The sequence below is a fragment of the Methylococcus geothermalis genome (genome assembly GCF_012769535.1).
Taxonomy (GTDB): Bacteria; Pseudomonadota; Gammaproteobacteria; order Methylococcales; family Methylococcaceae; genus Methylococcus; species Methylococcus geothermalis.
Genome location: NZ_CP046565.1, coordinates 2,462,281 through 2,483,983 on the forward strand (window position 1 = coordinate 2,462,281; position 21,703 = coordinate 2,483,983).

The following is a 21,703-nucleotide window of genomic DNA, read 5'->3' on the forward strand; positions in this document are numbered from 1 at the left end:
CGGACAAACGTTGTGCTGGAGCGGCGATGGGGAGGTTCAGTCCCGGCCCCGGCCCATCGCCCACCGCCTTCAATTCACGGACACGTTGACCTTGGAAGTCCAGCCGCTCTTGCCTTCGCAGGGGCCATCCAGAATCTTCAGCTTCACGAAGGGCAGAGCGCCCACGATGGTTTCTTCTTCCACCGTCGCCCGGGTGCCCGATTTCACCACGCAGACTTTTTGCTCGTCGTTCTCTTCTTCGCCGGACGCGACGTTCATCAATCCCGGCGCCGCGGTCAACTGGGAATCGCCGACGTTGGGGTTGGACACCACCACCGTCTGGCCGACCTGGACCGCGGTCTTGACCTGGACCTCCCCGGTCCCGCCGCCGCCCATGGCCAAGGCGAGCAGGATGACGACCAGGGCCCCGCCTGCCGCATACAGCGCTTTCGGATTGGCCTTGAGCGTGTCTAAAATGCTTTGTTTAGCGCTTCCTTCGCCATTGTTTTCGTTAGACATTCGTTATTACCTCCTCTTTGGGATCAAGTCTCCCCCTTCCCAGGGTACGCGCACGTTACCATGTCGCACCATCATCGAACAAGGCGCGTCCCCCGGCCGGGACTCAACCGCCGGCGGCGTCTCCGGTACACTGTGCGGTATGACCAGAAAATACCCGCGAATCGCTGATCGACCCTGAGGTATGGCATGAACGAAAAACCGCCGGCGGTGCGGGGAAACGCTTCCCGAGTCGACGCCTTCCTGGCGGAAATGACCGCGGTTCGGCAACTCAAGCCGGCGCCAAGCCTTGGCCGTCTGATCTTCGCTCTCGACGCTACCGCGAGCCGCGAGCCCACCTGGCGATGGGCCAGCCGGCTCCAAGCCCAGATGTTCGAGGTCGCGGCAGAGGCCGGCGGGCTCGCCATCCAGCTCTGCTATTACCGGGGATTCGATGGTTTCGAAACGCTCCCCTGGCATACCACGGCACAGGCGTTGCGGACGGAAATGGAGCGCATCGGCTGTGTCAGCGGCTATACCCAGGTGGATCGCGTGTTGCGCCATGCGCTGGCCGAACATCGGCGGGAACGGGTGAATGCCCTGGTATTCATCGGAGATGCATGGGAAGAGGACGAGGAACCGCTCTTTGCCCTGGCGGGCCAGCTGGGCCTGCAAGGGGTCCGCGTCTTTATGTTCCAGGAAGGCGATGATCCGGGAGTCGAGACGGTTTTCCGGGGAATTGCCCGATTGAGCGGCGGTGCCTATGCGCGCTTCGACGCAGGCAGCCCGGACCGTCTTGCCCGACTGCTTCGTGCCGTCGCCGTTTACGCCGCGGGCGGCATCCGGTCGATGCAGGCGCTGGCGGGACGCGGGGACGCGGCAATACCCGAGCTGACCCGGCAGTTGCGCCAGCCTTGATCCAGATCGTCCTGCTGCTTCTGATCCTGCTGCTCGTCCTGCCTGCTCTGGGGGCATTGCTGCGGGCGCTGGGTCCCGCCCTGGCCGGCGGCTTTCGCCGAATGGCACCATGGCTCATCCTGCTTTTGTTCGTCGGGCTGGCCGCGACCGGCCGCCTGGGCTGGGTCCTGCCGCTGGCGGGTGCCGTATTCGCGGTCTTGCTTCGGCTGCTCCCGGCATTGCTTCCCCTGCTGCCCGTCCTGCAACGCCTGTGGCGCCGGAAAACCTTCGACGCCGCGGAGGCATCGGTGGTGGAAACGCCGTTCCTCCGCATGCGCCTGGACCGGACCACGGGAGAAATCCGCGGCGAAATACTCGCCGGACGGCAGGCAGGCCGCCAGCTCTACGATTTGAGTCCGGCCGAATTGCGGCAGCTCCACGCCGAACTGACACGGGCCGATGCCGAGTCCGCCCGCCTGCTGGGCGCTTACTTGGACCGGGTGATGGGTGCTGGCTGGCGGGCGGGTACCGGTGCGGGTGCGGACGATGCCGGCACCGGCTCTTTCGCGTCAGGCAAGATGAGCCGCTCCGAAGCCTTGGCGATCCTGGGTTTGAAGGAAGGCGCGCAACGCGATGCCGTCGTCGAAGCCCATCGGCGGCTGATGCAGAAGCTGCACCCCGACCGAGGAGGTTCGGATTATCTCGCGGCCAAGATCAATCAGGCCAAAGACGTGCTGCTGCGGGAAAACCGGTAATGGCGGGCTCAAACGCGCTAAAATTCCCCGACGCACAGGCCGGCTTCGCCCCGGCCCTCCTGACCACCTCATTGCTCATGGACTCCAGCTCAGCGTATCGCACTCCGGAAACGCCCGGCCGTATTCAGCTTCCCGCGGCACCGGGGAGGGACTCTTGATGCGAAAGGAAAGCCCGCCCCGCAACGCCTTGGTCGTGGGTTCCGGCGACGGTCCTTGCGGCCCGGCTCTGCGCCAGTTCCTGGCAAGGCTGGAAAACTGTTACGTGCGCAAGGACGACCATTTGGCCCAAACCGGGGCTGTCCGGCCGACGGACCATCGCCGGAACCTGCATTCGATCCAGCTGGCGAATCTGCGGTTACGCTGGCTCGGTTCGAGCGAGACGCCGCCTCAGATCACCGTCATCGGCCCCACGCAGGCCGGCAAGAGCTCCGTGATCAACTGGCTGCTGGGCGCGAATGCCGCCGTGGCCAGTCCCCTTGCAGGATTCACCCGCCATCCGCAGGGATTTGCCTATGGCTGCGCTGACGAAACCCTTTCCGCTCTGCATCGGTACTTCGAACCGCTGCAGGCGAGGCGCATCTCCGATCTGCCTGCCGAGGATTTCCGGTTTTTCGGCCTCGAGTCGGCCCGTGCCGACGCTCCCCGGCTGGGCGTCCCCGTCGTCGTCTGGGACACACCGGATTTCGATTCGATCGATTCGGAACGGTACCGGGGCGGACTGCTCCGGGCCATCGCCCTGTCGGACCTGCTTGTCTGCGTACTCAGCAAGGACAAGTATGCCGACCAGTCGGTATGGGAGCTGCTGGCCATGATCGAGCCGCTCGGCATCCCCAGCCTCATTTGCCTGAACAAGACGCCCGCCGCGGCAGCGGAAACGCTGGTGCGTTCGCTGAGCGAAAAATGGCGCCAAGCAAGGCGCGATGCGACACCCCCGATCGTCTCCCTGCCCTATCTTGGCGGGGGCGCCACCGAGCCTCCCGGTGTGGATTCGCTGGTCGCAGCGGCCCAAACCTTCCTCCGGCAACCGGACAGGACGCGTCAAGTCACGGCGTTGCGAAGGTTTATACAAGCCAATTGGGAGCGCTGGCTCGAACCGGTCCGCATGGAACAGAAAGCCCAACGGGAATGGCGCGCCCTGGTTGGCCGGGCGGTGGCTTCCGCGAACCGGATCTACCGCCGCGACTATCTTGACCACCCCCACCATTACGAAACCTTCCAGCGGGCCCTGGCCGAGCTGCTGACCTTGCTGGAAATCCCCGGCATCGCGCGGGTGCTGACGCAGATGCGGCGGATCATGACCTGGCCGATGCGGCAGATCGGGCAGATCGGGCGCCGCTGGCGGCCCGATGCCGCAAATCTGGGCAGCGAGCAGTCGGTGCTGCGCCAGGCCGCCTCGCACGTCATGCTCACGCTGCGCCAGGAGGCGGCCGACATGGCCGAGAACGCTGCCGACACGCGGCCGTGGTGGCTGGCGTTGGGGCGCGAACTCGGCCAGCGGCAACCCGCCGCTATCGAGCGCTTCTCGCAGGCGGCCTCGGCCTACGCGCGGGACTTCGAGCCGGAAGTCGAAAACACGGCGCATGCGCTGTACGACCGTTTGCGTGAACATCCGGCGGTGCTCAACAGCCTCAGGGCCACCCGCGTCACCACCGACGCCGCGGCGCTGGCGGTGGGATTGCACACGGGCGGAATCGGGCTGCAGGATTTCGTGATCGCCCCGGCCATCCTGTCGCTCACCTCGCTGCTGACCGAGAGCGCGCTGGGCCATTACGTCCAGCGCGCCGCCGAGGACCTGAAAAGACGCCAGGCCGCCGCGGTGAGCGGATTGTTCGAGGATCATCTCGCGGCAACTCTCCTCCGTTTGCCCGAAGACATGCCTTACGACACCGGTTTCTTCATTCCCGTCGACGCCATCGAAGCAGCGGAGCGGGAACTCGCCGGCCCATCCCGGAAATCATGAATCAGCAGGACTATTCCACCCTCCGGAGCGAAGTTGTCGCCTGGGCACAGGCGCTGGCGCACGCCGGCTGGCTAGCCCGCGAGGATGTCGAGCCGTTCGGCGACCAGGATGAGCCGGGGCCCGGCGCACTGTTCGACGGCAGCGTCCACCGGCCTCTGGTGGTCGGCTTTTTCGGCGGCACCGGTGTCGGCAAGAGTTCGCTGCTCAACCGCCTCGCCGGGGACGCCGTGGCCAGAGTCAGCGTCGAACGGCCAACCTCACGCGAGGTGTCGCTCTATGCCCACGAATCGGTGCGGCTCGACCGGTTTCCGACCAGCGTGCCCCTGGACCGCGTCAGGCTGGCCCACCACCACAACGATGCCTTGCGCCGGCTGGTCTGGGTCGACATGCCGGACATCGACAGCGCCGAGCCCTCCAACCGGGATCTGGCGCTGCGCTGGCTGCCGCACATCGATTTGCTGATCTATGTGGTCAGCCCGGAACGCTACCGCGACGATTGCGGCTGGCGGATGCTGATGCAGGAACGCGGCACCCACGCCTGGGCCTTCGTCATGAACCAGTGGGACCACGGCGACCCCGTCCAGATCCAGGACTTCCTCGGACTGTTGAAGGAAGGCGGTTTCGCCGAGCCCTACCTGTTCCGCACCCAATGCGCCAGCGACGACGGCGCGCCCGCCGGGGCGGACGATTTCGCCGCCTTGGAGCGACTGATCGAAGAGCTGGCGGACAAGCACTTGGTCGACCAGGTCGACGCCCAGGCGCTGGCCTACCGCATCCGGCAGCTGCAGACGCGCCTCGACTTGATCAAGGCGCGCCTGGAGCAACGTCCAGCATGGGACGCGCTGCGTGCCCGCTGGGAGGCGCAATGGGAGGTGAGTCAAGGCGAGATCGAAGGCGGACTCGCCTGGGTGACGGAGCGAGCCGCCACTGAATTTTTGCAGGGCCGCCTCAAATCGCTGAATCCGCCTGAGCCCACGGCCGGCCGGGCCACCCCGTCCGTCAATGCCGTCTGGGATCCGTGGGCGCAACAGCACTGGGAAGACGCTCTCGCGGCCCTCGCCGTCGATGCCGACACGCGGCAATTGCCGCGACAACCCTTACAGCAGGCGCTGGCACCTTTCAGGGACGGCGCTGCGCCAACCGTAGGCAGGCGGGTCGAGGAGCGGCTGCGCGGCGCCCTCGCCCGTCCGGGCAACCGGCTGCAGCGCGTGCTCTACCGGCTCTGCTGGGTGCTCGCCTCGCTCCTGCCGCTGGCTGCGGCCGGCTGGGTCACGTTCAACGTGGTCACCTTCTATTACCGCAGCAGCACCGAGCATCTGGGTTACCTGGGCGTCGATTTCGCCGTGCACAGCGGCCTGTTGATCGCCCTGGCCTGGCTACTGCCTTACCTGCTGTACCGCCTACTCAAGCCATCCGCCGAACGCGCGGCCCTGCGCGGGATCCGCAGTGGTCTGGAGGTCGGACTGAATGAAATCGGCCAGGGAGTTTCCCAATGCCTGGATCACCTGGGACGCCAAAGCGAACAGCTTTCCGAAACGGCGTCGGCATGGCTGAAATCCTGTGAACCCCCGACGAATAACAAGGGTTTTGAGGATTCGAGAATCGCCAGACTGCTGGCGAAACGCTGAGCGACGAGCCTATACGTCATTGAGCAGGCAGGATAAAAGTGCTTTAATTTTTGGGTTAAAGCCTATTGCACCGGATTGCCGTTGTGCTATAAATCCATACTACTTTGATCAACTATTTCGTTAGGCACTCACGAGACGCACCATGACGCAGACCGAATGGGATCGCGATGCGGTGACGGAAGTCATCGAACAGAAGAAATCCATGCCGGGGGCGCTTTTGCCCATTCTTCACGGAATCCAGGACCGTATCGGTTTCATTCCGGAAGACGCGGTTCCGCAGATCGCCAAGGCACTGAATCTTTCGCGTGCCGAAGTTCATGGCGTCATCAGCTTCTACCACTATTTCCGGACCACCCCGCCGGGCAAGCGCACGATCCACCTGTGCCGGGCCGAATCCTGCCAGGCGATGAATTCCGAGGCGCTGGAGGCGCACATCAAGGCGCGTTTGGGCATCGATTACCACGAAACCACGGCAGACGGCGCCTTCAGCCTGGAACCCGTGTACTGCCTCGGCAATTGCGCCTGCTCGCCATCGATGATGATCGGCCACGAAGTGCACGGCCGTGTCACCCCGCAGAGCTTCGACGCGATCATCAATGAATTGAGGGAGTTCGCCGCATGACCACCGTCTACGTCCCCCGCGACTCCAGCGCTCTCGGCCTCGGCGCCGAACGGGTGGCCGGCGCCATCCAGATGGAAGCCGCCAAGCGCAATCTCCCGATCGATCTGGTCCGCAACGGCTCGCACGGCCTGTACTGGCTGGAACCTCTGGTGGAGGTCGCCACGCCTGCCGGCCGGGTCGCCTACGGGCCGGTGCAGCCGGGCGACGTCGCCGGCCTGTTCGACGCCGGCTTCCTCGAAGGCAAGGCGCATCCGTTGTGCATGGGCCCCACGGAAGAGATTCCTTACCTCAAGAACCAGGAGCGCCTGACCTTCGCCCGGGTCGGCATCACCGATCCGGTCAGCCTGGACGATTACCTGGCCCACGACGGCTACCGCGGATTGCGCAACGCGTTGGGGCTGGACCCGGCCGCCATCGTCGAGGAAGTGACGGCTTCCGGCCTCCGCGGCCGCGGCGGCGCCGCCTTCCCCACCGGCATCAAATGGAAGACGGTGCTCAACACCCCCGCCGACCAAAAGTACATCGTCTGCAACGCCGATGAGGGCGATTCCGGCACTTTCTCCGACCGGATGATCATGGAAGGCGATCCCTTCGTGCTGATCGAGGGCATGACCATCGCCGGCCTCGCCGTGGGGGCGACCCAGGGTTACATCTACCTCCGCGTCGAATACCCGCATGCCGAAATCGCGCTGAACCAGGCCATCGAGGCCGCCCTCGAGGCCGGCTACCTGGGCGATGACATCCTCGGCAGCGGCAAGCGCTTCCACTTGGAAGTCCGCCTGGGTGCCGGCGCGTATGTCTGCGGCGAGGAAACCGCCCTGCTGGAGAGCCTCGAAGGCAAGCGCGGCATGGTCCGCTTCAAGCCGCCACTGCCGGCCATCGAAGGTCTGTTCGGCCAACCCACGGTCATCAACAACGTGATCTCGCTGGCCTCGGTGCCGATCATCCTGGACAAGGGCGGCAAGTACTATGCCGATTATGGCATGGGCCGCTCACGCGGCACCCTGCCGCTGCAGCTCGCCGGCAACGTCAAGCGCCCGGGCCTGATCGAGAAGGCCTTCGGCATGACCCTGCGCGAGCTGCTGTACGATTACGGCGGCGGTTCCGCCAGCGGGCGCCCGATCCGCGCCGTGCAGGTCGGCGGTCCGCTGGGCTCCTTCATGCCGGAGTCCCAGTTCGACACCCCGCTGGACTACGAAGCGTTCAGCGCCATCTGGGCCGTGCTCGGCCATGGCGGCGTGGTGGTGTTCGACGATACGGTGGATATGGCCAAAATGGCGCGCTATGCCATGGAATTCTGCGCGATCGAGTCCTGCGGCAAGTGCACGCCCTGCCGGATCGGCTCGACCCGCGGCGTGGAAGTCATCGACCGCATCATCGACGACCAGGACCGGGCGAAGAATCTGGCATTGTTGCGGGACTTGGGCGACACCATGCTGGCCGGCTCCCTGTGCGCGCTGGGCGGCATGACGCCCTACCCCGTGCTCAGTGCCCTCAACCATTTTCCGGAAGATTTCGGCGAGAAGAGCGTGGCGCAGGTCGCCTGACGCCGCCCTTCCCTGACGGGTGCCCTGCAAGCACCGACCAAGAGAGGAGATAGCCCCATGGCTCTATTACAAGACAAAGATTTCGGCACGCCGCCCAGCGCTTCCGACAAGATGGTGACCCTCGAAATCGACGGCTTCACCGCCACCGTGCCGGAAGGCACTTCGGTCATGCGTGCGGCCGCCAGCATCGGCATCGACATTCCCAAACTCTGCGCTACCGACAGCCTGGAACCGTTCGGCTCCTGCCGCTTGTGCGTGGTCCAGGTCGAGGGCGGGCGCGGGCTTCCGGCCTCCTGCACGACACCGGTGTTCGAGGGCATGAAGGTCGTGACCCAGAACGACCGGCTGGCCCAGGTCCGCCGCGGCATCATGGAGCTGTACATCTCCGATCACCCGCTCGACTGCCTCACCTGCTCCGCCAATGGCAACTGCGAACTTCAGGACATGGCCGGCGTGGTCGGCCTGCGCGAGGTCCGCTACGGCTACGAAGGCAAGAACCATTTCGATGCGAAGAAAGACCTGAGCAATCCCTACTTCCAGTTCGAGCCTTCCAAGTGCATCGTCTGCTCCCGCTGCGTCCGCGCCTGCGAACAGACCCAGGGCACCTTCGCCCTCACCATCGACGGCCGCGGCTTCGAGTCCAAGATATCCCCTGGACAGAACCAGTCGTTCATGGATTCCGAATGCGTCTCCTGCGGCGCCTGCGTCCAGGCCTGCCCGACCGCGACCCTGATCGAAAAGTCCGTGGCCGAAAAGGGCCAGGCCGACCATTCGATCATCACCACCTGCGCCTATTGCGGGGTCGGCTGCTCGTTCAAGGCCGAGATGAAGGGTTCCGAGGTCGTGCGGATGGTGCCGGACAAGAACGGCCAGGCCAACCATGGCCACTCCTGCGTCAAGGGCCGCTTCGCCTTCGGTTACGCGACCCATCCGGACCGCATCACCTCGCCGATGATCCGCAAGAGCATCCATGACCCTTGGCAGAAGGTGAGCTGGGAAGAAGCGGTCAACTACGCGGCGTCCGAATTCAAGCGCATCCAGGCCAAGTACGGCAAGGACTCCGTCGGCGGGCTCACCTCCAGCCGCTGCACCAACGAGGAAGCCTACCTGGTGCAGAAACTGGTCCGCGCCGCCTTCGGCAACAACAATGTCGACACCTGTGCCCGGGTCTGCCATTCCCCCACCGGCTACGGCCTCAAGCAGACCCTGGGTGAATCGGCCGGCACCCAGACCTTCGACTCGGTGATGAAGTCCGACGTCATCATGGTCATCGGCGCCAACCCCACCGACGGCCACCCGGTATTCGGCTCGCTGATGAAGAAGCGGGTGCGCCAGGGCGCCAAGCTGATCGTGGTCGATCCGCGCGACATCGACATAGTCCGCTCTCCGCACATCAAGGCCGATTACCACCTGAAACTCAAGCCCGGCACCAACGTCGCCGTGGTCAACGCCCTCGCCCACGTCATCGTCACGGAGGGCTTGGTCGATGAAGCCTTCGTGAACGCGCGCTGCGAGGTGGATTCATTCAGGAAGTGGAAGGATTTCGTCGCCCAGGAGCGCAACTCTCCGGAAGCCATGGAATCCGTCACCGGCGTCCCGGCGCAAACCCTGCGCGAAGCGGCGCGGCTCTATGCCACCGGCGGCAATGCGGCCATCTACTACGGCCTGGGCGTCACCGAACACAGCCAGGGATCGACGACGGTCATCGGCATCGCCAACCTGGCGATGGCCACCGCCAACATCGGCCGCGAAGGCGTAGGCGTCAACCCGCTGCGCGGCCAGAACAACGTGCAGGGTTCCTGCGACATGGGTTCGTTCCCGCACGAACTGCCGGGCTACCGCCACGTCTCCGACGCCACGATCCGCGCCCAGTTCGAAGCGGCCTGGAACGCCAAGCTGGACCCCGAACCGGGCCTGCGCATTCCCAACATGTTCTCGGCGGCGCTGGACGGCAGCTTCAAGGGCCTTTATTGCGAGGGCGAGGACATCGCCCAGTCCGATCCGGACACCCAACACGTATTCGCGGCGCTGGAGGCGATGGAATGCGTCGTCGTCCAGGACCTGTTCCTGAACGAAACCGCCAAGTTCGCCCATGTCTTCCTGCCCGGCGCCTCCTTCCTGGAGAAGAGCGGCACCTTCACCAACGCGGAACGGCGCATTTCGCCGGTGCGCCGGGTGATGCCGCCACTGGCGGGTTACGAGGACTGGCAGGTGACCCAGATGCTGGCCAACGCGCTGGGCTATCCGATGAACTACAGCCATGCTTCGGAAATCCTGGACGAGATCGCCAGCCTGGTGCCGACCTTCAGCAGGGTCAGCTTCAAGCGCCTGGATGAAGTCGGCAGCCTGCAGTGGCCGTGCAACGAGGAAGCGCCGGACGGCACGCCCACCATGCACGTCGACCATTTCGTGCGGGGGAAAGGCCGGTTCATGCTGACCGAGTACGTCCCCACCGAGGAGCGCACCAGCAGCAAATTCCCGCTGATCCTGACCACGGGCCGCATCCTGTCGCAGTACAACGTGGGCGCGCAGACCCGCCGCACCGCCAACACCGCCTGGCATCCGGAGGACCGCCTGGAAATCCATCCGCACGACGCCGAAAACCGCGGTATCAATGACGGCGACTGGGTTGGCATCAAGAGCCGCCAGGGCGAGACGGTGCTGCGCGCCGTGGTTTCCGAGCGCATGCAGCCGGGAGTGGTCTACACCACGTTCCATTTCCCGGAATCCGGTGCCAACGTCATCACCACCGACAATTCGGACTGGGCGACCAACTGTCCCGAATACAAGGTGACCGCCGTGCAGGTAACCAAGGTCAATGCGCCTTCGGAGTGGCAGGAGAAGTTCCGCAGCTTTACGGAAGAGCAGTTGTCCTTCCTGGAAAAGGCCACGGCGGGCTGATTCGGGATGGTGGGCCCGGCGGCGACCGTCTTGGATCCGGTTCCGTGCCCGAGCGGCGAGGACGACGCGCCGGGTGGGTGGGACCTGGAAGACGGAAGCCGGCCCAGCCATAGCCGGGTCACGGTCAAACGCCTGCGTGACGGGATCGCCAGCATCGAGACCGACGAGGTGGCCGAGGAGGTGCCCGTCGCGCTGGTCTACAACGGGGTGCCGCATGTCGTCATGCTGGCGACACCCCTGGACCTGGAGGATTTCGCGATCGGCTTCAGCCTGACCGAGGGCATCGTCCGCTCGCCGTCCGAAATCCTGGCGGTCCGCGCCCACAACCGCAGCGAAGGCATCGAGGTGAGACTGCGCATCACCGAGGAACGTTTCGCCGGCCTGCCGGGCAAGGAGCGCAATCTCACCGGCCGTACCGGCTGCGGCCTGTGCGGCTCGGCGACCCTGCAACAGGCGGTGCGTCATCCTCCGCCCGTCGGGACGGGCGCCGGCGTGGCGGTGGCCGATCTGCGCCGCGCCCAGGAGGAATTGCGCGCGCGGCAGGACATCAATTCGTTGACCGGCGCGGTGCATGCCGCGGCTTGGGTCGTGCCCGGCAAGGGCCTCGTTCACTTGCGGGAAGACGTCGGCCGCCACAACGCCCTGGACAAGCTGATCGGGGTCTTGGCGAAAACCCGCGCGTCCCGGAACGAAGGCTTCGTCCTGGTCACCAGCCGAGCCAGCTACGAGATGGTACAGAAATGCGCGGAGGCTGGCATCGGCTTTCTGGCGGCGATTTCAGCGCCTACCGGCCTTGCCGTCCGGCTCGCGGTAGAGACCGGCCTGACCCTGGTCGGTTTCGTCCGCGGCGAGACGTGTGTGGTTTATGCCCATCCTCACCGGCTGCACGAACAATCAGCGAGTTTCTAACCCACAATGCCAAGAAGGAGCCCAGGTTCCACATGCATAAAGAAAACCTTGTCAAGATGGCAAACAACATCAGCGCATTTTTCCAGGCCGAGCCCGACCACGCCGTAGCCGTCCAGGGAATGGTCGATCATTTGCACAAGTTCTGGGAGCCCCGGATGCGCCGGCAGATCATCGCCCACCTCCAGGCCGGCGGGGAAGGACTGAGCCCGCTGGCGTGCGACGCCGTGGCCGTCCTCAGGGACGAACAGCAGAAGAACGCGGCCTGAGCGGATACCCCGGCCGCCTCGCCGCCGAACAAGATATCTCGCTCAGATACCCCGCATTTGCGGGGTCTTGTACGAAACTTAGGCTCTGGCCGAGCGCGAACGTCGTGAGGCTCTTGCTTTGCTTCATTATTTCCATAATCATAGAAATATGGAAATCAAGTCCGTCGTCACCGCGCTTGCCGCCCTTGCCCAGAATTCCCGCCTGGCGGTGTTCCGTCTGCTGGTCCAGACCGGGCCAGGAGGCCTGTCTGCGGGCAGTATCTCGGAGGCGCTGGGAATTGCGCCATCATCTTTGTCGTTCCACCTCAAAGAACTCGCCCATGCCGGTCTGATCAGATCACGGCAGGAGAGCCGCTATGTCATCTATTCGGCAAATTTTCAGGCGATGAACGAGCTGATCGGCTTTCTGACCGAGAATTGTTGCAGCGGCGCCCCCTGCACGACATCAACCCCGATTCAATGCGCAAGCGATCAGGAGACCCGTGAATGAGCGAGAGAACCTACAACGTGCTTTTTCTGTGTACCGGCAATTCGGCCCGCAGCATCATGGCGGAGGCGCTGCTCAACCACCTCGGCAGGGGGCGTTTCCGCGCCTACAGCGCCGGCAGCCATCCAACCGGTCACGTCAATCCGCTGGCGCTGGAGCGGCTGGAAAAAGAAGGCATTCCGGCGGAAGGGGCACGCAGCAAGAGCTGGGACGAGTTCGCCAGCCCCGGCGCACCGCCGCTGGACTTCGTCATCACCGTCTGCGACGACGCCGCGGGCGAAGTGTGCCCGGCTTGGCCCGGTCAGCCCCTCACCGCCCATTGGGGCCTGGCCGATCCGGCCGCCGTCGAGGGCTCCGAAGGTGAGCGACGGCTCGCATTCGCCCAAGCCTTCGCTCTTCTCGCGCGACGCATCGCCTTGTTCACTGCCCTCAATCCGCTCAGCCTGGAACGGCTCGCCCTGGAGCGGAAGCTTCGCGAAATAGGACGCACGGGTTAGCGCACGTTGGATGGGAGAGATGGCCTCTTCGGCATTTGAAGCGAAGGAAACACTCATGAACCCAAAATTGATCAACGTGCTGGTGCTCTGCACCGGCAATTCCTGCCGCAGCATCCTAGGCGAAGCGCTGCTCAACCATCTCGGCGGAGACCGCCTCCGGGCTTGGAGCGCCGGGAGCCATCCGACCGGGACGGTCAATCCCCACGCCCTGGCGGCCTTGCGCAGGCACGGCCTGCCCGCGGACGGCTTGCGCAGCAAGTCCTGGGATGCCCTCGGCGACATCGTATTCGACATCGTGATCACCGTGTGCGACGAGGCGGCGGGAGAGGCCTGCCCGGTCTACCTGGGCCGGGCCATTCGAGGCCATTGGGGCATGCCGGATCCGGCCAAGGCGACGGGCACGCTGGCGGAAATAGACCGTGTGTTCGACGCAACATTCGAAATCTTGGAGAACAGGGCGCGGGCGTTGCTGGCCCTGCCGATTGAACACATGAGCCCCGCCGAGCTTTCGGCGGAACTGGAACGCATCGGGAAAATCGCATGAAGAAGCCCAAGCCGTCCCCTAGTCCCCCGCAAGCGCATGACAAGTATCTGTTGGCATGCTGACCCCAAAATGGTTTATCTGGCGATTCCTAGCCTTCCCGGCGGAGGCGGCCGAAGCGCTGAGCCAGATCTGCAGGTAAATTTCTTTGTTCGATAACCCGATTTGATCCCAGAGAACCACGGCCATGACAAAGCAGAAAACCCGAAACACCGCGACGATCACCCATTCCCCGACGGACGGCCCATCTCGGTTTGTGAGGAAACCTGCACGGGCAACCGTCGGCAGCAAGTCAATGGCACCGTCAAAGCCACAACGGTTGAGCGTATTCGATCGCTATCTGACTCTCTGGGTAGTTCTTTGCATTGTTGCTGGCGTTGGTCTGGGGCATCTCTTCCCCGGCGCGTTTCACGCAGTAGGACGATTAGAGATCGGGAAGATCAATCTACCGGTCGCCGCGCTGATCTGGCTAATGATCATTCCCACGTTATTAAAAATAAACCTCAAAGCGATGAAAGGCGTCGTGCAGCACTGGCGCGGAGTGGGGGTAACTTTGTTGGTAAACTGGGGCGTGAAACCATTCTCGATGGCGCTCTTGGGATGGCTCTTCGTCGGCAAACTGTTTCGTCCATGGCTCCCGGTCGATCAGATCGACTCCTACATCGCCGGTTTGATACTTCTGGCAGCAGCGCCATGCACGGCGATGGTATTCATCTGGAGCCATCTCGCGCGCGGCGAACCTCACTTCACCTTATCGCAGGTGGCGCTCAACGATGTCATCATGGTCATCGCCTTCGCGCCCATCGTCGGATTGCTTCTGGGATTGTCGGCCATTACTGTGCCCTGGGACACATTGTTCCTATCGGTACTGCTTTATATCGTCATCCCCCTGGCGCTGGCGAATTTCGGACGCGCGCTTGTATTACGCCACGAGCATGGATATGTGCGCCTGGACCGCCTGTTGAAGGTTTTGCATCCCGTATCATTGACGGCGCTCCTAGGCACGTTGGTTTTGCTGTTCGGTTTCCAAGGCGAGCAGATACTCGCTCAGCCTCTGGTCATCCTACTCCTGGCGGTGCCCATCCTGATCCAGGTATTTCTTAATTCGGGACTTGCCTATTTGCTCAACCGTGCCGTTCGGTCACCCCATTGCATTGCGGGACCGTCGGCTCTCATCGGGGCCAGCAACTTCTTCGAACTTGCCGTCGCTACGGCCATTGCCCTATTCGGTTTCGAATCCGGCGCCGCATTGGCGACTGTCGTAGGTGTTTTGATCGAGGTGCCGGTGATGTTGTTGGCAGTGGGGGTGGTCAACCGCAGCCGCGCTTGGTACGAGCTGCGTTCAGGCGTTCCCGGTTACGAAGAATGCTGCCCGGTGGACGTGCATCGGCATGCAGGCAAATGAATGGCGGAGCGTGCCGTTGACCCGCTAGTCAATAGAGAATAGGCCTCCATACCGTCATTTTTCCACCTGTTTGGTGATGTTGAACCATGGTTTGCTATTAAGCCGGCAGCATTTGGTCTCCAACCTGAAAGTATGAGGTAATCGCCATGCCTAAAATCGTGATCCATATATTTCACGCCGACGAATCTTCCCTCGGAACCGGTTCACACTTGGCGGAGCGCATTCGCCAAATCAAGGATGAAAGAGGATTGGCTCTCGAAGTATACGTATTCGGCCCAGCGGAGAAGGCCCTTATGAACCCCGACTTTTCAACTTTCAATACCGCCATTGACGGGCTCGTGAAGGAAGGTATCGCCGTTTACACTTGCATTGATATCGCCAAGGCCATAGCCGCTGAGGAGGCCTTTAGGGCACGGGGAATCCAGATGGCCTATGCACGCGACAAGTTCTCCGAATACGCCCTCGAAGGTGCCACGGTCATCGGGTTTTAGCTATCAAGATACGCCGTCGGGGAGCGTGTGGCGTAATGACATCGTGACGGGAAACGTCGCTCGTGAACTCAAGCGCAGTATAACCGATCGGAAGGAGTCTCCATGCAAAATCACCATATCCGTGGCGAACGCATCGAATCATCATACACCCATGCGTCGGCACGGGGCTTTGTGCTGCGACTCAGAGCTGGACATGCAGATCGCGCAGATGGCTTCAAGCCAGTCGAGACGTGGTTCGCCGCGGCGGATTTCGTGGCCAAACCGTCCGGAATATCGCTTGATGAGACAGGGATCGAATTCGAAGCCCCCTCACGACAAACCTCCTTCGCTGATGCGGATCCGCCATGTGCTGCACCTTGCCAGCGAAGCAGCAAAAGAACGCCGCGACCGGTCAGTGACCTTGGCCGGACCCAACAGCATGGTATTCCAGACCCTCACTCGGGCGCTTCCATTGAAGGGGATGGGGAGATGATCCCATGAGCCTGATCGTCGTGGGCGGATTATTCGTCCTGGCCATCGTTTCGGGAATGCTGGGCTTGGGCGTGGCCTTCGCGGCCGTCCCCTTTCTTTCCCTGTTCCTGCCCGATCTGGTGCATCAGGTCCAGCCGTTGTCCTTGCTGCTCAACGGCATCACCGCGCTGTTCTCGGTCTTCGGCTTCGCCCAAAGCGGTTATGTGGACTGGCGGAAGGCGATTCTGCTGGCGGTCGTCACGACGATTTTCGCTCCTCTGGGGGCTTGGCTGGTTCAGCGCGTCGAGGTGCACTGGGTATGGTGGCTCTACCTCGCGGCCGTCGCCTATCTGGCGTTCAATCTGTTCCGTCCCGTAAAGACGCAAAGCCGGCAGGAACGCTTTCCTCTCGCCCTGGCCTTGGCCGCCCCCATCTCGGTACTGTCAGGGTTCCTCGGGGTTGGTCCCGGATTCTTGCTCATGCCGACCCTGATCCTCACCGGGCACGATCCCAAGAAAGCGGCCGGCATCAACGCATTTGCGGTCACCCCTCCGTCCTTTTCGTCATACTTGCCCCATATCGGCACCGCACGGCTCGATGCGACACTTACGGTGACCCTGTTGTTATTCGGCGCCTTGGGTTCGTACCTGGGATCGCGGTTGACCAGTCTCTATGTGCCCTCGATCCGCATCAAACAGTTGTTCGGAGTACTGATCGTCCTGGTCACACTCTATAAGCTCTCGACCCTGCCGGGCTATAGCCTTCACGGCGTGTACGACAAGCTATCGTCGATTTGGCATTGCCTGGCGGTCTGCCTGCAATGATCCGGCAAAAGCCTTGCTGTCGCATCGTTCTGGTACTGAGTCTTCTCACTAGCCCCATCCCGGGCTGCGCAGCGTCTCGTGACGGCCCCACTGACAATACCCCGGACTGGTTCTACCCTGTCTGGGCCGCGCAGGCCATGTACAATCAAGCCATCCGGGTCCGCGACACGGACAGTGCCCTGGGCCGCTACTCGCTCAAGACCAAGGAGATCGGGCTTAAAGACTTGGCCCGCATGCACGGCCATCTGTGCGATGGGCTGGTGATCGCCTTCGTCGAGATCAAGGCAGTGTTCGAAAGGCTGTTTCCGGAGGGCGTCGTGGACCGTACTGACCTTCGGGCGGTATCCAAGAACGGCCCCTGCTGGGTGGATGCGGTGTCCTGGATGACCGGTGCCCGCATCAATTTTCAGACCCTGCGCATCGACAATTCCGTCGGCGACGGCTTCATCATCCAGAAGATATCGACCGGGGAAACCTATCAGGTCTCTTTGAAGCCCGGCGTATTCCCAGCGAAACAAGCCGACCTCGAGGCGCGTATCCGCGCCGCGCGCGCCGAAGGCAAGCCGGTCACTGCCACCGAAATCGCCGAACTGGAGCGCCAAGCGGACCGGTTGAGCCAGAAGATGCTCACGACGCCGCCATCGATTTTGCTGGATGTGCGCCCGCTGCCGAACTACCGGTTCGTGCCGATGGACTTGCTTGGTACACGAGGCGATATCGTCAACAAGAACATGCCCCGGTGAGGCCATGTTGGGGCGGTCAGTGAGCCATTTGACCAATATCTCGGAACCAGAAGGAGAAACCCCATGCTGTTCTGGATCATCTTATTCTGTTTGCTCGGCGGTATTGGCGGCGTGGTCGCGGCCTCTCGCGTTCTCGCCTTGCCGGAGGCGCTCCGGAAAAGCCTCCTGCCTTTGCTGCTGAGCTATGCCACCGGAACGCTCCTGGGCACCGCTTTTCTCGGTCTGCTTCCGGAGAGCCTGGAGCTGGCGAAACCGATGGCTGTCTCGACCACTGTCCTGGTGGGGATTCTGATATTTTTTCTCCTGGAGAAATGCGTCATCTCGCGCCATTGCCACGCCGAAGTCTGTGAGGTCCACGGACAGGCGGGTCCGCTCATTTTGATTGGCGATGCGCTGCACAATTTTGTCGACGGCTTCGTCATCGCAGCGGCTTTCCTGACCTCGTTTCCCTTGGGGGTGGCCGCGGCACTGGCCGTATTCGCCCATGAAGTTCCCCAGGAAGTGGGCGACTTCGCGATTCTGCTCGACAGCGGTTATTCCACGCGCAAGGCATTCCTCTATAACCTGTTGTCCGCCCTCGCCATCTTGCCTGGCGCGGTCGTTGCCTACGCGTCCTTGGCGGCGCTGCAGGCGGCCGTTCCTTACGTGCTGGCGCTCTCCGCGGCAAGCTTCATGTACATCGCGATGGCCGATCTCTTGCCCAGTCTGCACCGGTACGTGCCCTTGGCGGTGACCCGGCGGCAGCTTCTGTTGATGTTGGCCGGCATCGGCACCATCGCTTTTTTTCACCTGTTCGGTCTGGGTTAGATGCCGCGGGCTTTGCTGGGCCGTGGATACACTGCTCGAATTGCAAAATCTGACCTTGTCGCTGGGTCAGCGGCAGGTGCTCGGCGGGATCGGTCTGAGCATTGCGCGCGGCGACATCCATGCGCTCGTGGGTGCAAATGGTGCCGGCAAGAGCTGTCTGGCCTATGCCATCATGGGATGTGAGGGCTATCGCCCCCAACAGGGGACCATCCTGTTCGAAGGCCGGCGCATCGATGAACTGCCGATACAGGTGCGGGCGCGCCTCGGAATAACCTTAGCCTGGCAGGAGCCGGCGCGCTTCGAAGGACTGCGTGTCAGCGATTATCTGCACTTGGGTTCACCGCCGGGAGATCCGATCACGGCGCTGGAAGCGGTCGGCTTGTCGCCGACTGAATATCTTGACCGGCCCGTGGACAATACCCTGAGCGGCGGGGAGCGCAAGCGCATCGAACTTGCCGCGATCATTACCATGCGGCCCAAACTGGCGATACTCGATGAGCCCGCGGCAGGGATCGATCTGCTGTCGCTCGACGAGTTGGTCGCGGCCATTCAAGCGATGCAAAGTATCGGCAGCACGATTCTGCTGATCACCCACGTCGAGCAAGTTGCCGCCCACGCAGACCGCGCGTCACAGCTTTGCGGTGGTCAGATCGTCTGCCAAGGGGAAACGCAAGCCGTGATCGAAAACTACAAAGCGCGCCGCTGCCGTCGCTGCGATGGTGAGATCTGCCGCCATGTCTGATCTCGCTCCTCTCATCGATGCCTTCCGGCTGGCCGGTGAAGATCCCGGTCAGATTCTGGCCGAGGACACTGCACACCTTCTGGCCTATGACCATCAGATCGTCGGCCTCCAGTCCATTCCAGGAGTCGTGGTTTTCGCCAAAAACGAACGGAACGTGATCAAAGCGCAGATCACCATCGTAAAGGGATTCACTATAGCGCAGCCTATCCACCTCTGCTTCAGCCTGTTGGATCGCTTCGGCGGCCAGAATGTGGAGCTTGACCTGACCGTTCAGGCCGGGGCCAGTGCCGCCGTTTGGTCGCATTGCCTGTTCGCTCATGCCGAACGGGCCTTTCATGCCATGCAGGCACGGGTCCAGATCCAGGAAAACGCATCGCTCAACTATCAGGAATCCCACTACCACGGGATGTCCGGGGGTATCTCCGTGCGGCCCCGCGCAAGGATCGCGCTCGATAAAGACGCCCGCTACCGGTCTGATTTCTCGTTGCTGCTAGGACGGGTTGGTCTGCTGGACGTCGACTATGTTGTCGATGTCGGACCAGGGGCGGCTGCGGAACTCACCAGCCGGGTTTATGGCCATGTCGCTGACGAGATTCGCATGCGAGAACAGATGAACCTCGACGGCGAGCGTGCCCGCGGCCTCATTAAATCGAGAATCGCCGTCGAAGACGAAGCCAGCGCGCAGGTCCTCGGCATCATGCACGGCAATGCCGCCGGCGCCAGAGGCCATGTGGACTGCCTGGAAATCGTCAAAGGCCGGGGTGTAGTAAGCGCCATCCCCGAGGTTCGCGTTTCGCACCCACAAGCCAAGGTCACCCATGAGGCGGCTATCGGCAGCGTCGATCCGAAACAATTTGAGACCCTTCTGGCACGGGGCCTCGATCCGGATGAGGCCGTGGACCGAATCATCCTAGGCATACTCACTTGAAACCAAAAGATCCGCTTCGTGCATCCTTAGGCGACTAGACAGCCGCACCAATCGTGGAGAGACCCCCCAATGAATGATCTGAAAGAGGCAAAAGCCCGAGCCGCGATCCAGATATCCGAATACGCCGGCTTGGGAGGTTCAATCTTATGAATGCAGCGAAAAAACGCATCCTTATCGTCGGCGGCGTGGCCGGCGGCGCAACATGTGCGGCACGGGCGCGCCGCCTTTGCGAAACCTGCGAGATCCACGTATTCGAACGCGGCCCCCATGTCTCGTTCGCCAATTGCGGCTTGCCCTATTTCGTGGGTGACGTCATCCAATCGGAAACTGATCTCCTGGTAGCAAGCCCCGAGCTGTTCAAGCGCCGCTACAACATCGAGGTCCATACCGAAACGGAGGTCACCGGCATCGATCGGCATGCCCGACAGATCGAAGTTCGCGATCTCAGAACCGGCGCGGTGCGACGAGAGCCCTATGACGCTCTCGTCCTGGCGACCGGCGCGCAGCCGATCCGGCCGTCTCTGCCGGGTATCGACCTGCCCGGCATCCATGTACTACGCACCATCCCGGATAGCCGAAAGATCAAGGCTGCGGTCTCCCATGCTAAGCGGGCGGTCATGGTCGGCGGCGGCTTCATCGGCCTCGAAATGGCCGAGAACCTAGCCGGACTGGGACTTCAAGTCACCCTCCTGGAATTGGCCGACCAAGTGTTGCCGCCGCTCGATCCGGAAATGGCCGGCTACGCCGCCGAGCGGCTGAAAACTCGCGGGGTCAGCCTGAGACTAGGCGAACGCGTCGAGTCCTTCGATAAGCAGCCGGAGCATGGACTGAACGTTCACACATCGAAGGGCGAAACCATCGCCGCCGATCTGGTCATCCTGGGAATCGGCGTGCGACCGGAATCAGGGCTGGCGGAGGCCGCCGGCTTGGAACTGGGCGCCCTTGGCGGGATTCGGGTGGATGAGTACATGCGGACCAACGATGCCGCCATCTGGGCCGTCGGTGACGTCGTCGAAGTAAAAAATCGGGTGACGGGGGATTGGCAACTGGTCCCCTTGGCAGGGCCCGCCAACCGTCAGGGGCGGGTCGCGGCCACCGCTATTCTTCACCATTTCGAATACGGCGATAGTACACCGCCTCCCTTGAAATTCGAGGGGGTGCTCGGAACCGCGGTGTGCGAAGTGTTTGGTCTGACGATCGCCTGTACCGGCGCCAGCGAGAAAGCGCTGCGGCGGGTCGTCATGGATTACGAAAAGGTTTACCTGCATCCCGGCCACCATGCGACTTATTTTCCGGGTGCCAAGCCGATTCACATCAAATTGTTGTTCTCCAAAACGGATGGTCGGATCCTGGGTGCGCAAGCCGTAGGCGAACTGGATGTCGCGCGACGCATCGATGTCATCGCTACGGCCATGAGGCAGGGTGCAACCGTGTTCGATTTGGAGGACCTGGAACTTTGCTACGCGCCGCAGTTCGGCGCCGCCAAGGATCCTGTCAATGTCGCCGGCATGATCGCCGCCAACCATTTGCGCGGCAGTCTGCCGCTCGCAGATTGGGATGAGTTGGCAAAAACCTCGGCTTTGCTGGTGGACGTCCGCAGCGAGGCGGAGTTTGCCGGTGGCCACATTCCGAACGCACACAACCTTCCTCTCGAAATTTTGCGCGACCGGCTTCACGAATTGCCGCAGGATAGGGAAATCTGGCTGGTCTGTGGTGTCGGGCAACGCGCCTACTACGCGATGCGCGTTTTAATGCAAGAAGGCTTCAGGGTGAAAATACTTTCCGGCGGCATGCAAACCTACAAAGCATGGACTCGGGCCTTTGATTGA

Annotated in this window: 22 protein-coding genes; 21 read left to right on the top strand and 1 reads right to left on the bottom strand. The window is 62.7% G+C overall.

The window, feature by feature from the left end; genetic code table 11:
* Nucleotides 1-69: 69 nt before the first annotated feature.
* Entirely contained in the window at nt 70-498 is a 429-nt protein-coding gene (locus GNH96_RS11430; protein ID WP_169603793.1) for a hypothetical protein, read from the bottom strand.
* Between the two features lie 186 nt (nt 499-684).
* Between GNH96_RS11430 and GNH96_RS11435 the strand changes: the two genes are divergently transcribed.
* From GNH96_RS11435 to GNH96_RS11535, 21 genes are all read left to right on the top strand, one after another.
* Nucleotides 685-1,392: a VWA domain-containing protein gene (locus GNH96_RS11435; RefSeq protein ID WP_169603794.1), complete on the top strand. Its 708-nt coding sequence runs from the start codon at nt 685-687 to the stop codon at nt 1,390-1,392.
* Nucleotides 1,389-2,126 (top strand): J domain-containing protein, encoded by a 738-nt coding sequence (locus tag GNH96_RS11440; RefSeq protein ID WP_169603795.1) that lies wholly within the window; start codon nt 1,389-1,391, stop codon nt 2,124-2,126. Before GNH96_RS11435 ends, GNH96_RS11440 begins: the two co-directional genes overlap by 4 nt.
* Before the next feature lie 157 nt (nt 2,127-2,283).
* A complete protein-coding gene (locus tag GNH96_RS11445; protein ID WP_169603796.1) occupies nt 2,284-4,086 on the top strand; it encodes a GTPase domain-containing protein in 1,803 nt (600 codons plus the stop codon).
* On the top strand, nt 4,083-5,714 hold the full coding sequence (locus GNH96_RS11450) for a GTPase domain-containing protein (RefSeq protein ID WP_169603797.1): 1,632 nt from the start codon (nt 4,083-4,085) through the stop codon (nt 5,712-5,714). The genes GNH96_RS11445 and GNH96_RS11450 overlap by 4 nt, the downstream gene beginning before the upstream one ends.
* Nucleotides 5,715-5,856: 142 nt before the next feature.
* Nucleotides 5,857-6,336, top strand: coding sequence for a formate dehydrogenase subunit gamma (locus tag GNH96_RS11455; protein WP_169603798.1), 480 nt, complete (start codon nt 5,857-5,859; stop codon nt 6,334-6,336).
* Nucleotides 6,333-7,883 (top strand): formate dehydrogenase beta subunit, encoded by a 1,551-nt coding sequence (locus tag GNH96_RS11460; RefSeq protein ID WP_169603799.1) that lies wholly within the window; start codon nt 6,333-6,335, stop codon nt 7,881-7,883. The genes GNH96_RS11455 and GNH96_RS11460 overlap by 4 nt, the downstream gene beginning before the upstream one ends.
* Before the next feature lie 57 nt (nt 7,884-7,940).
* A complete protein-coding gene (fdhF, locus tag GNH96_RS11465; RefSeq protein ID WP_169603800.1) occupies nt 7,941-10,784 on the top strand; it encodes a formate dehydrogenase subunit alpha in 2,844 nt (947 codons plus the stop codon).
* Nucleotides 10,785-10,790: 6 nt separating this feature from the next.
* Nucleotides 10,791-11,693, top strand: a complete 903-nt coding sequence (gene fdhD, locus GNH96_RS11470; protein WP_169603801.1) for a formate dehydrogenase accessory sulfurtransferase FdhD — start codon at nt 10,791-10,793, stop codon at nt 11,691-11,693.
* Between the two features lie 32 nt (nt 11,694-11,725).
* Nucleotides 11,726-11,959 (top strand): formate dehydrogenase subunit delta, encoded by a 234-nt coding sequence (locus GNH96_RS11475; protein WP_169603802.1) that lies wholly within the window; start codon nt 11,726-11,728, stop codon nt 11,957-11,959.
* A 148-nt stretch (nt 11,960-12,107) separates the two neighbouring features.
* On the top strand, nt 12,108-12,449 hold the full coding sequence (locus GNH96_RS11480; RefSeq protein WP_169603803.1) for an ArsR/SmtB family transcription factor: 342 nt from the start codon (nt 12,108-12,110) through the stop codon (nt 12,447-12,449).
* On the top strand, nt 12,446-12,943 hold the full coding sequence (locus tag GNH96_RS11485; RefSeq protein ID WP_169603804.1) for an arsenate reductase ArsC: 498 nt from the start codon (nt 12,446-12,448) through the stop codon (nt 12,941-12,943). The genes GNH96_RS11480 and GNH96_RS11485 overlap by 4 nt, the downstream gene beginning before the upstream one ends.
* Nucleotides 12,944-12,998: 55 nt before the next feature.
* Complete coding sequence (locus GNH96_RS11490; RefSeq protein WP_169603805.1) at nt 12,999-13,487, top strand: arsenate reductase ArsC; 489 nt, start codon at nt 12,999-13,001, stop codon at nt 13,485-13,487.
* 184 nt (nt 13,488-13,671) lie between these two features.
* Complete coding sequence (gene arsB, locus GNH96_RS11495; RefSeq protein ID WP_456085582.1) at nt 13,672-14,889, top strand: ACR3 family arsenite efflux transporter; 1,218 nt, start codon at nt 13,672-13,674, stop codon at nt 14,887-14,889.
* 146 nt (nt 14,890-15,035) lie between these two features.
* The gene (locus GNH96_RS11500) at nt 15,036-15,380 is read left to right on the top strand and encodes a hypothetical protein (protein WP_169603806.1); all 345 of its coding nucleotides are present in this window, start codon (nt 15,036-15,038) and stop codon (nt 15,378-15,380) included.
* 102 nt (nt 15,381-15,482) lie between these two features.
* Nucleotides 15,483-15,860, top strand: coding sequence for a hypothetical protein (locus GNH96_RS11505; RefSeq protein ID WP_169603807.1), 378 nt, complete (start codon nt 15,483-15,485; stop codon nt 15,858-15,860).
* Nucleotides 15,857-16,654, top strand: a complete 798-nt coding sequence (locus GNH96_RS11510; protein WP_169603808.1) for a sulfite exporter TauE/SafE family protein — start codon at nt 15,857-15,859, stop codon at nt 16,652-16,654. Before GNH96_RS11505 ends, GNH96_RS11510 begins: the two co-directional genes overlap by 4 nt.
* 137 nt (nt 16,655-16,791) lie before the next feature.
* Nucleotides 16,792-17,397: a formylmethanofuran dehydrogenase subunit E family protein gene (locus GNH96_RS11515; protein ID WP_169603809.1), complete on the top strand. Its 606-nt coding sequence runs from the start codon at nt 16,792-16,794 to the stop codon at nt 17,395-17,397.
* 63 nt (nt 17,398-17,460) lie between these two features.
* The gene (locus GNH96_RS11520; RefSeq protein ID WP_169603810.1) at nt 17,461-18,204 is read left to right on the top strand and encodes a ZIP family metal transporter; all 744 of its coding nucleotides are present in this window, start codon (nt 17,461-17,463) and stop codon (nt 18,202-18,204) included.
* A 22-nt stretch (nt 18,205-18,226) separates the two neighbouring features.
* Nucleotides 18,227-18,946: an ATP-binding cassette domain-containing protein gene (locus tag GNH96_RS11525; RefSeq protein WP_169603811.1), complete on the top strand. Its 720-nt coding sequence runs from the start codon at nt 18,227-18,229 to the stop codon at nt 18,944-18,946.
* On the top strand, nt 18,939-19,874 hold the full coding sequence (locus tag GNH96_RS11530; RefSeq protein ID WP_169603812.1) for a SufB/SufD family protein: 936 nt from the start codon (nt 18,939-18,941) through the stop codon (nt 19,872-19,874). Before GNH96_RS11525 ends, GNH96_RS11530 begins: the two co-directional genes overlap by 8 nt.
* 185 nt (nt 19,875-20,059) lie before the next feature.
* Nucleotides 20,060-21,703, top strand: coding sequence for an FAD-dependent oxidoreductase (locus tag GNH96_RS11535; RefSeq protein ID WP_267313371.1), 1,644 nt, complete (start codon nt 20,060-20,062; stop codon nt 21,701-21,703).

Excerpts from the sequence above, each read along its gene's own strand:
- GNH96_RS11455 (WP_169603798.1), top strand. The coding sequence starts at position 5,857 with ATGACGCAGACCGAATGGGATCGCGATGCGGTGACGGAAGTCATCGAA.
- GNH96_RS11460 (WP_169603799.1), top strand. The coding sequence starts at position 6,333 with ATGACCACCGTCTACGTCCCCCGCGACTCCAGCGCTCTCGGCCTCGGC.
- arsB (WP_456085582.1), top strand. The coding sequence starts at position 13,672 with ATGACAAAGCAGAAAACCCGAAACACCGCGACGATCACCCATTCCCCG.
- GNH96_RS11485 (WP_169603804.1), top strand. The coding sequence starts at position 12,446 with ATGAGCGAGAGAACCTACAACGTGCTTTTTCTGTGTACCGGCAATTCG.
- GNH96_RS11510 (WP_169603808.1), top strand. The coding sequence starts at position 15,857 with ATGAGCCTGATCGTCGTGGGCGGATTATTCGTCCTGGCCATCGTTTCG.
- GNH96_RS11530 (WP_169603812.1), top strand. The coding sequence starts at position 18,939 with ATGTCTGATCTCGCTCCTCTCATCGATGCCTTCCGGCTGGCCGGTGAA.
- GNH96_RS11520 (WP_169603810.1), top strand. The coding sequence starts at position 17,461 with ATGCTGTTCTGGATCATCTTATTCTGTTTGCTCGGCGGTATTGGCGGC.
- fdhF (WP_169603800.1), top strand. The coding sequence starts at position 7,941 with ATGGCTCTATTACAAGACAAAGATTTCGGCACGCCGCCCAGCGCTTCC.
- GNH96_RS11475 (WP_169603802.1), top strand. The coding sequence starts at position 11,726 with ATGCATAAAGAAAACCTTGTCAAGATGGCAAACAACATCAGCGCATTT.
- GNH96_RS11515 (WP_169603809.1), top strand. The coding sequence starts at position 16,792 with ATGTACAATCAAGCCATCCGGGTCCGCGACACGGACAGTGCCCTGGGC.
- GNH96_RS11490 (WP_169603805.1), top strand. The coding sequence starts at position 12,999 with ATGAACCCAAAATTGATCAACGTGCTGGTGCTCTGCACCGGCAATTCC.
- GNH96_RS11500 (WP_169603806.1), top strand. The coding sequence starts at position 15,036 with ATGCCTAAAATCGTGATCCATATATTTCACGCCGACGAATCTTCCCTC.
- GNH96_RS11480 (WP_169603803.1), top strand. The coding sequence starts at position 12,108 with ATGGAAATCAAGTCCGTCGTCACCGCGCTTGCCGCCCTTGCCCAGAAT.
- GNH96_RS11445 (WP_169603796.1), top strand. The coding sequence starts at position 2,284 with ATGCGAAAGGAAAGCCCGCCCCGCAACGCCTTGGTCGTGGGTTCCGGC.
- GNH96_RS11505 (WP_169603807.1), top strand. The coding sequence starts at position 15,483 with ATGCAAAATCACCATATCCGTGGCGAACGCATCGAATCATCATACACC.
- GNH96_RS11450 (WP_169603797.1), top strand. The coding sequence starts at position 4,083 with ATGAATCAGCAGGACTATTCCACCCTCCGGAGCGAAGTTGTCGCCTGG.
- GNH96_RS11430 (WP_169603793.1), bottom strand. The coding sequence starts at position 498 with ATGTCTAACGAAAACAATGGCGAAGGAAGCGCTAAACAAAGCATTTTA.
- GNH96_RS11435 (WP_169603794.1), top strand. The coding sequence starts at position 685 with ATGAACGAAAAACCGCCGGCGGTGCGGGGAAACGCTTCCCGAGTCGAC.
- fdhD (WP_169603801.1), top strand. The coding sequence starts at position 10,791 with ATGGTGGGCCCGGCGGCGACCGTCTTGGATCCGGTTCCGTGCCCGAGC.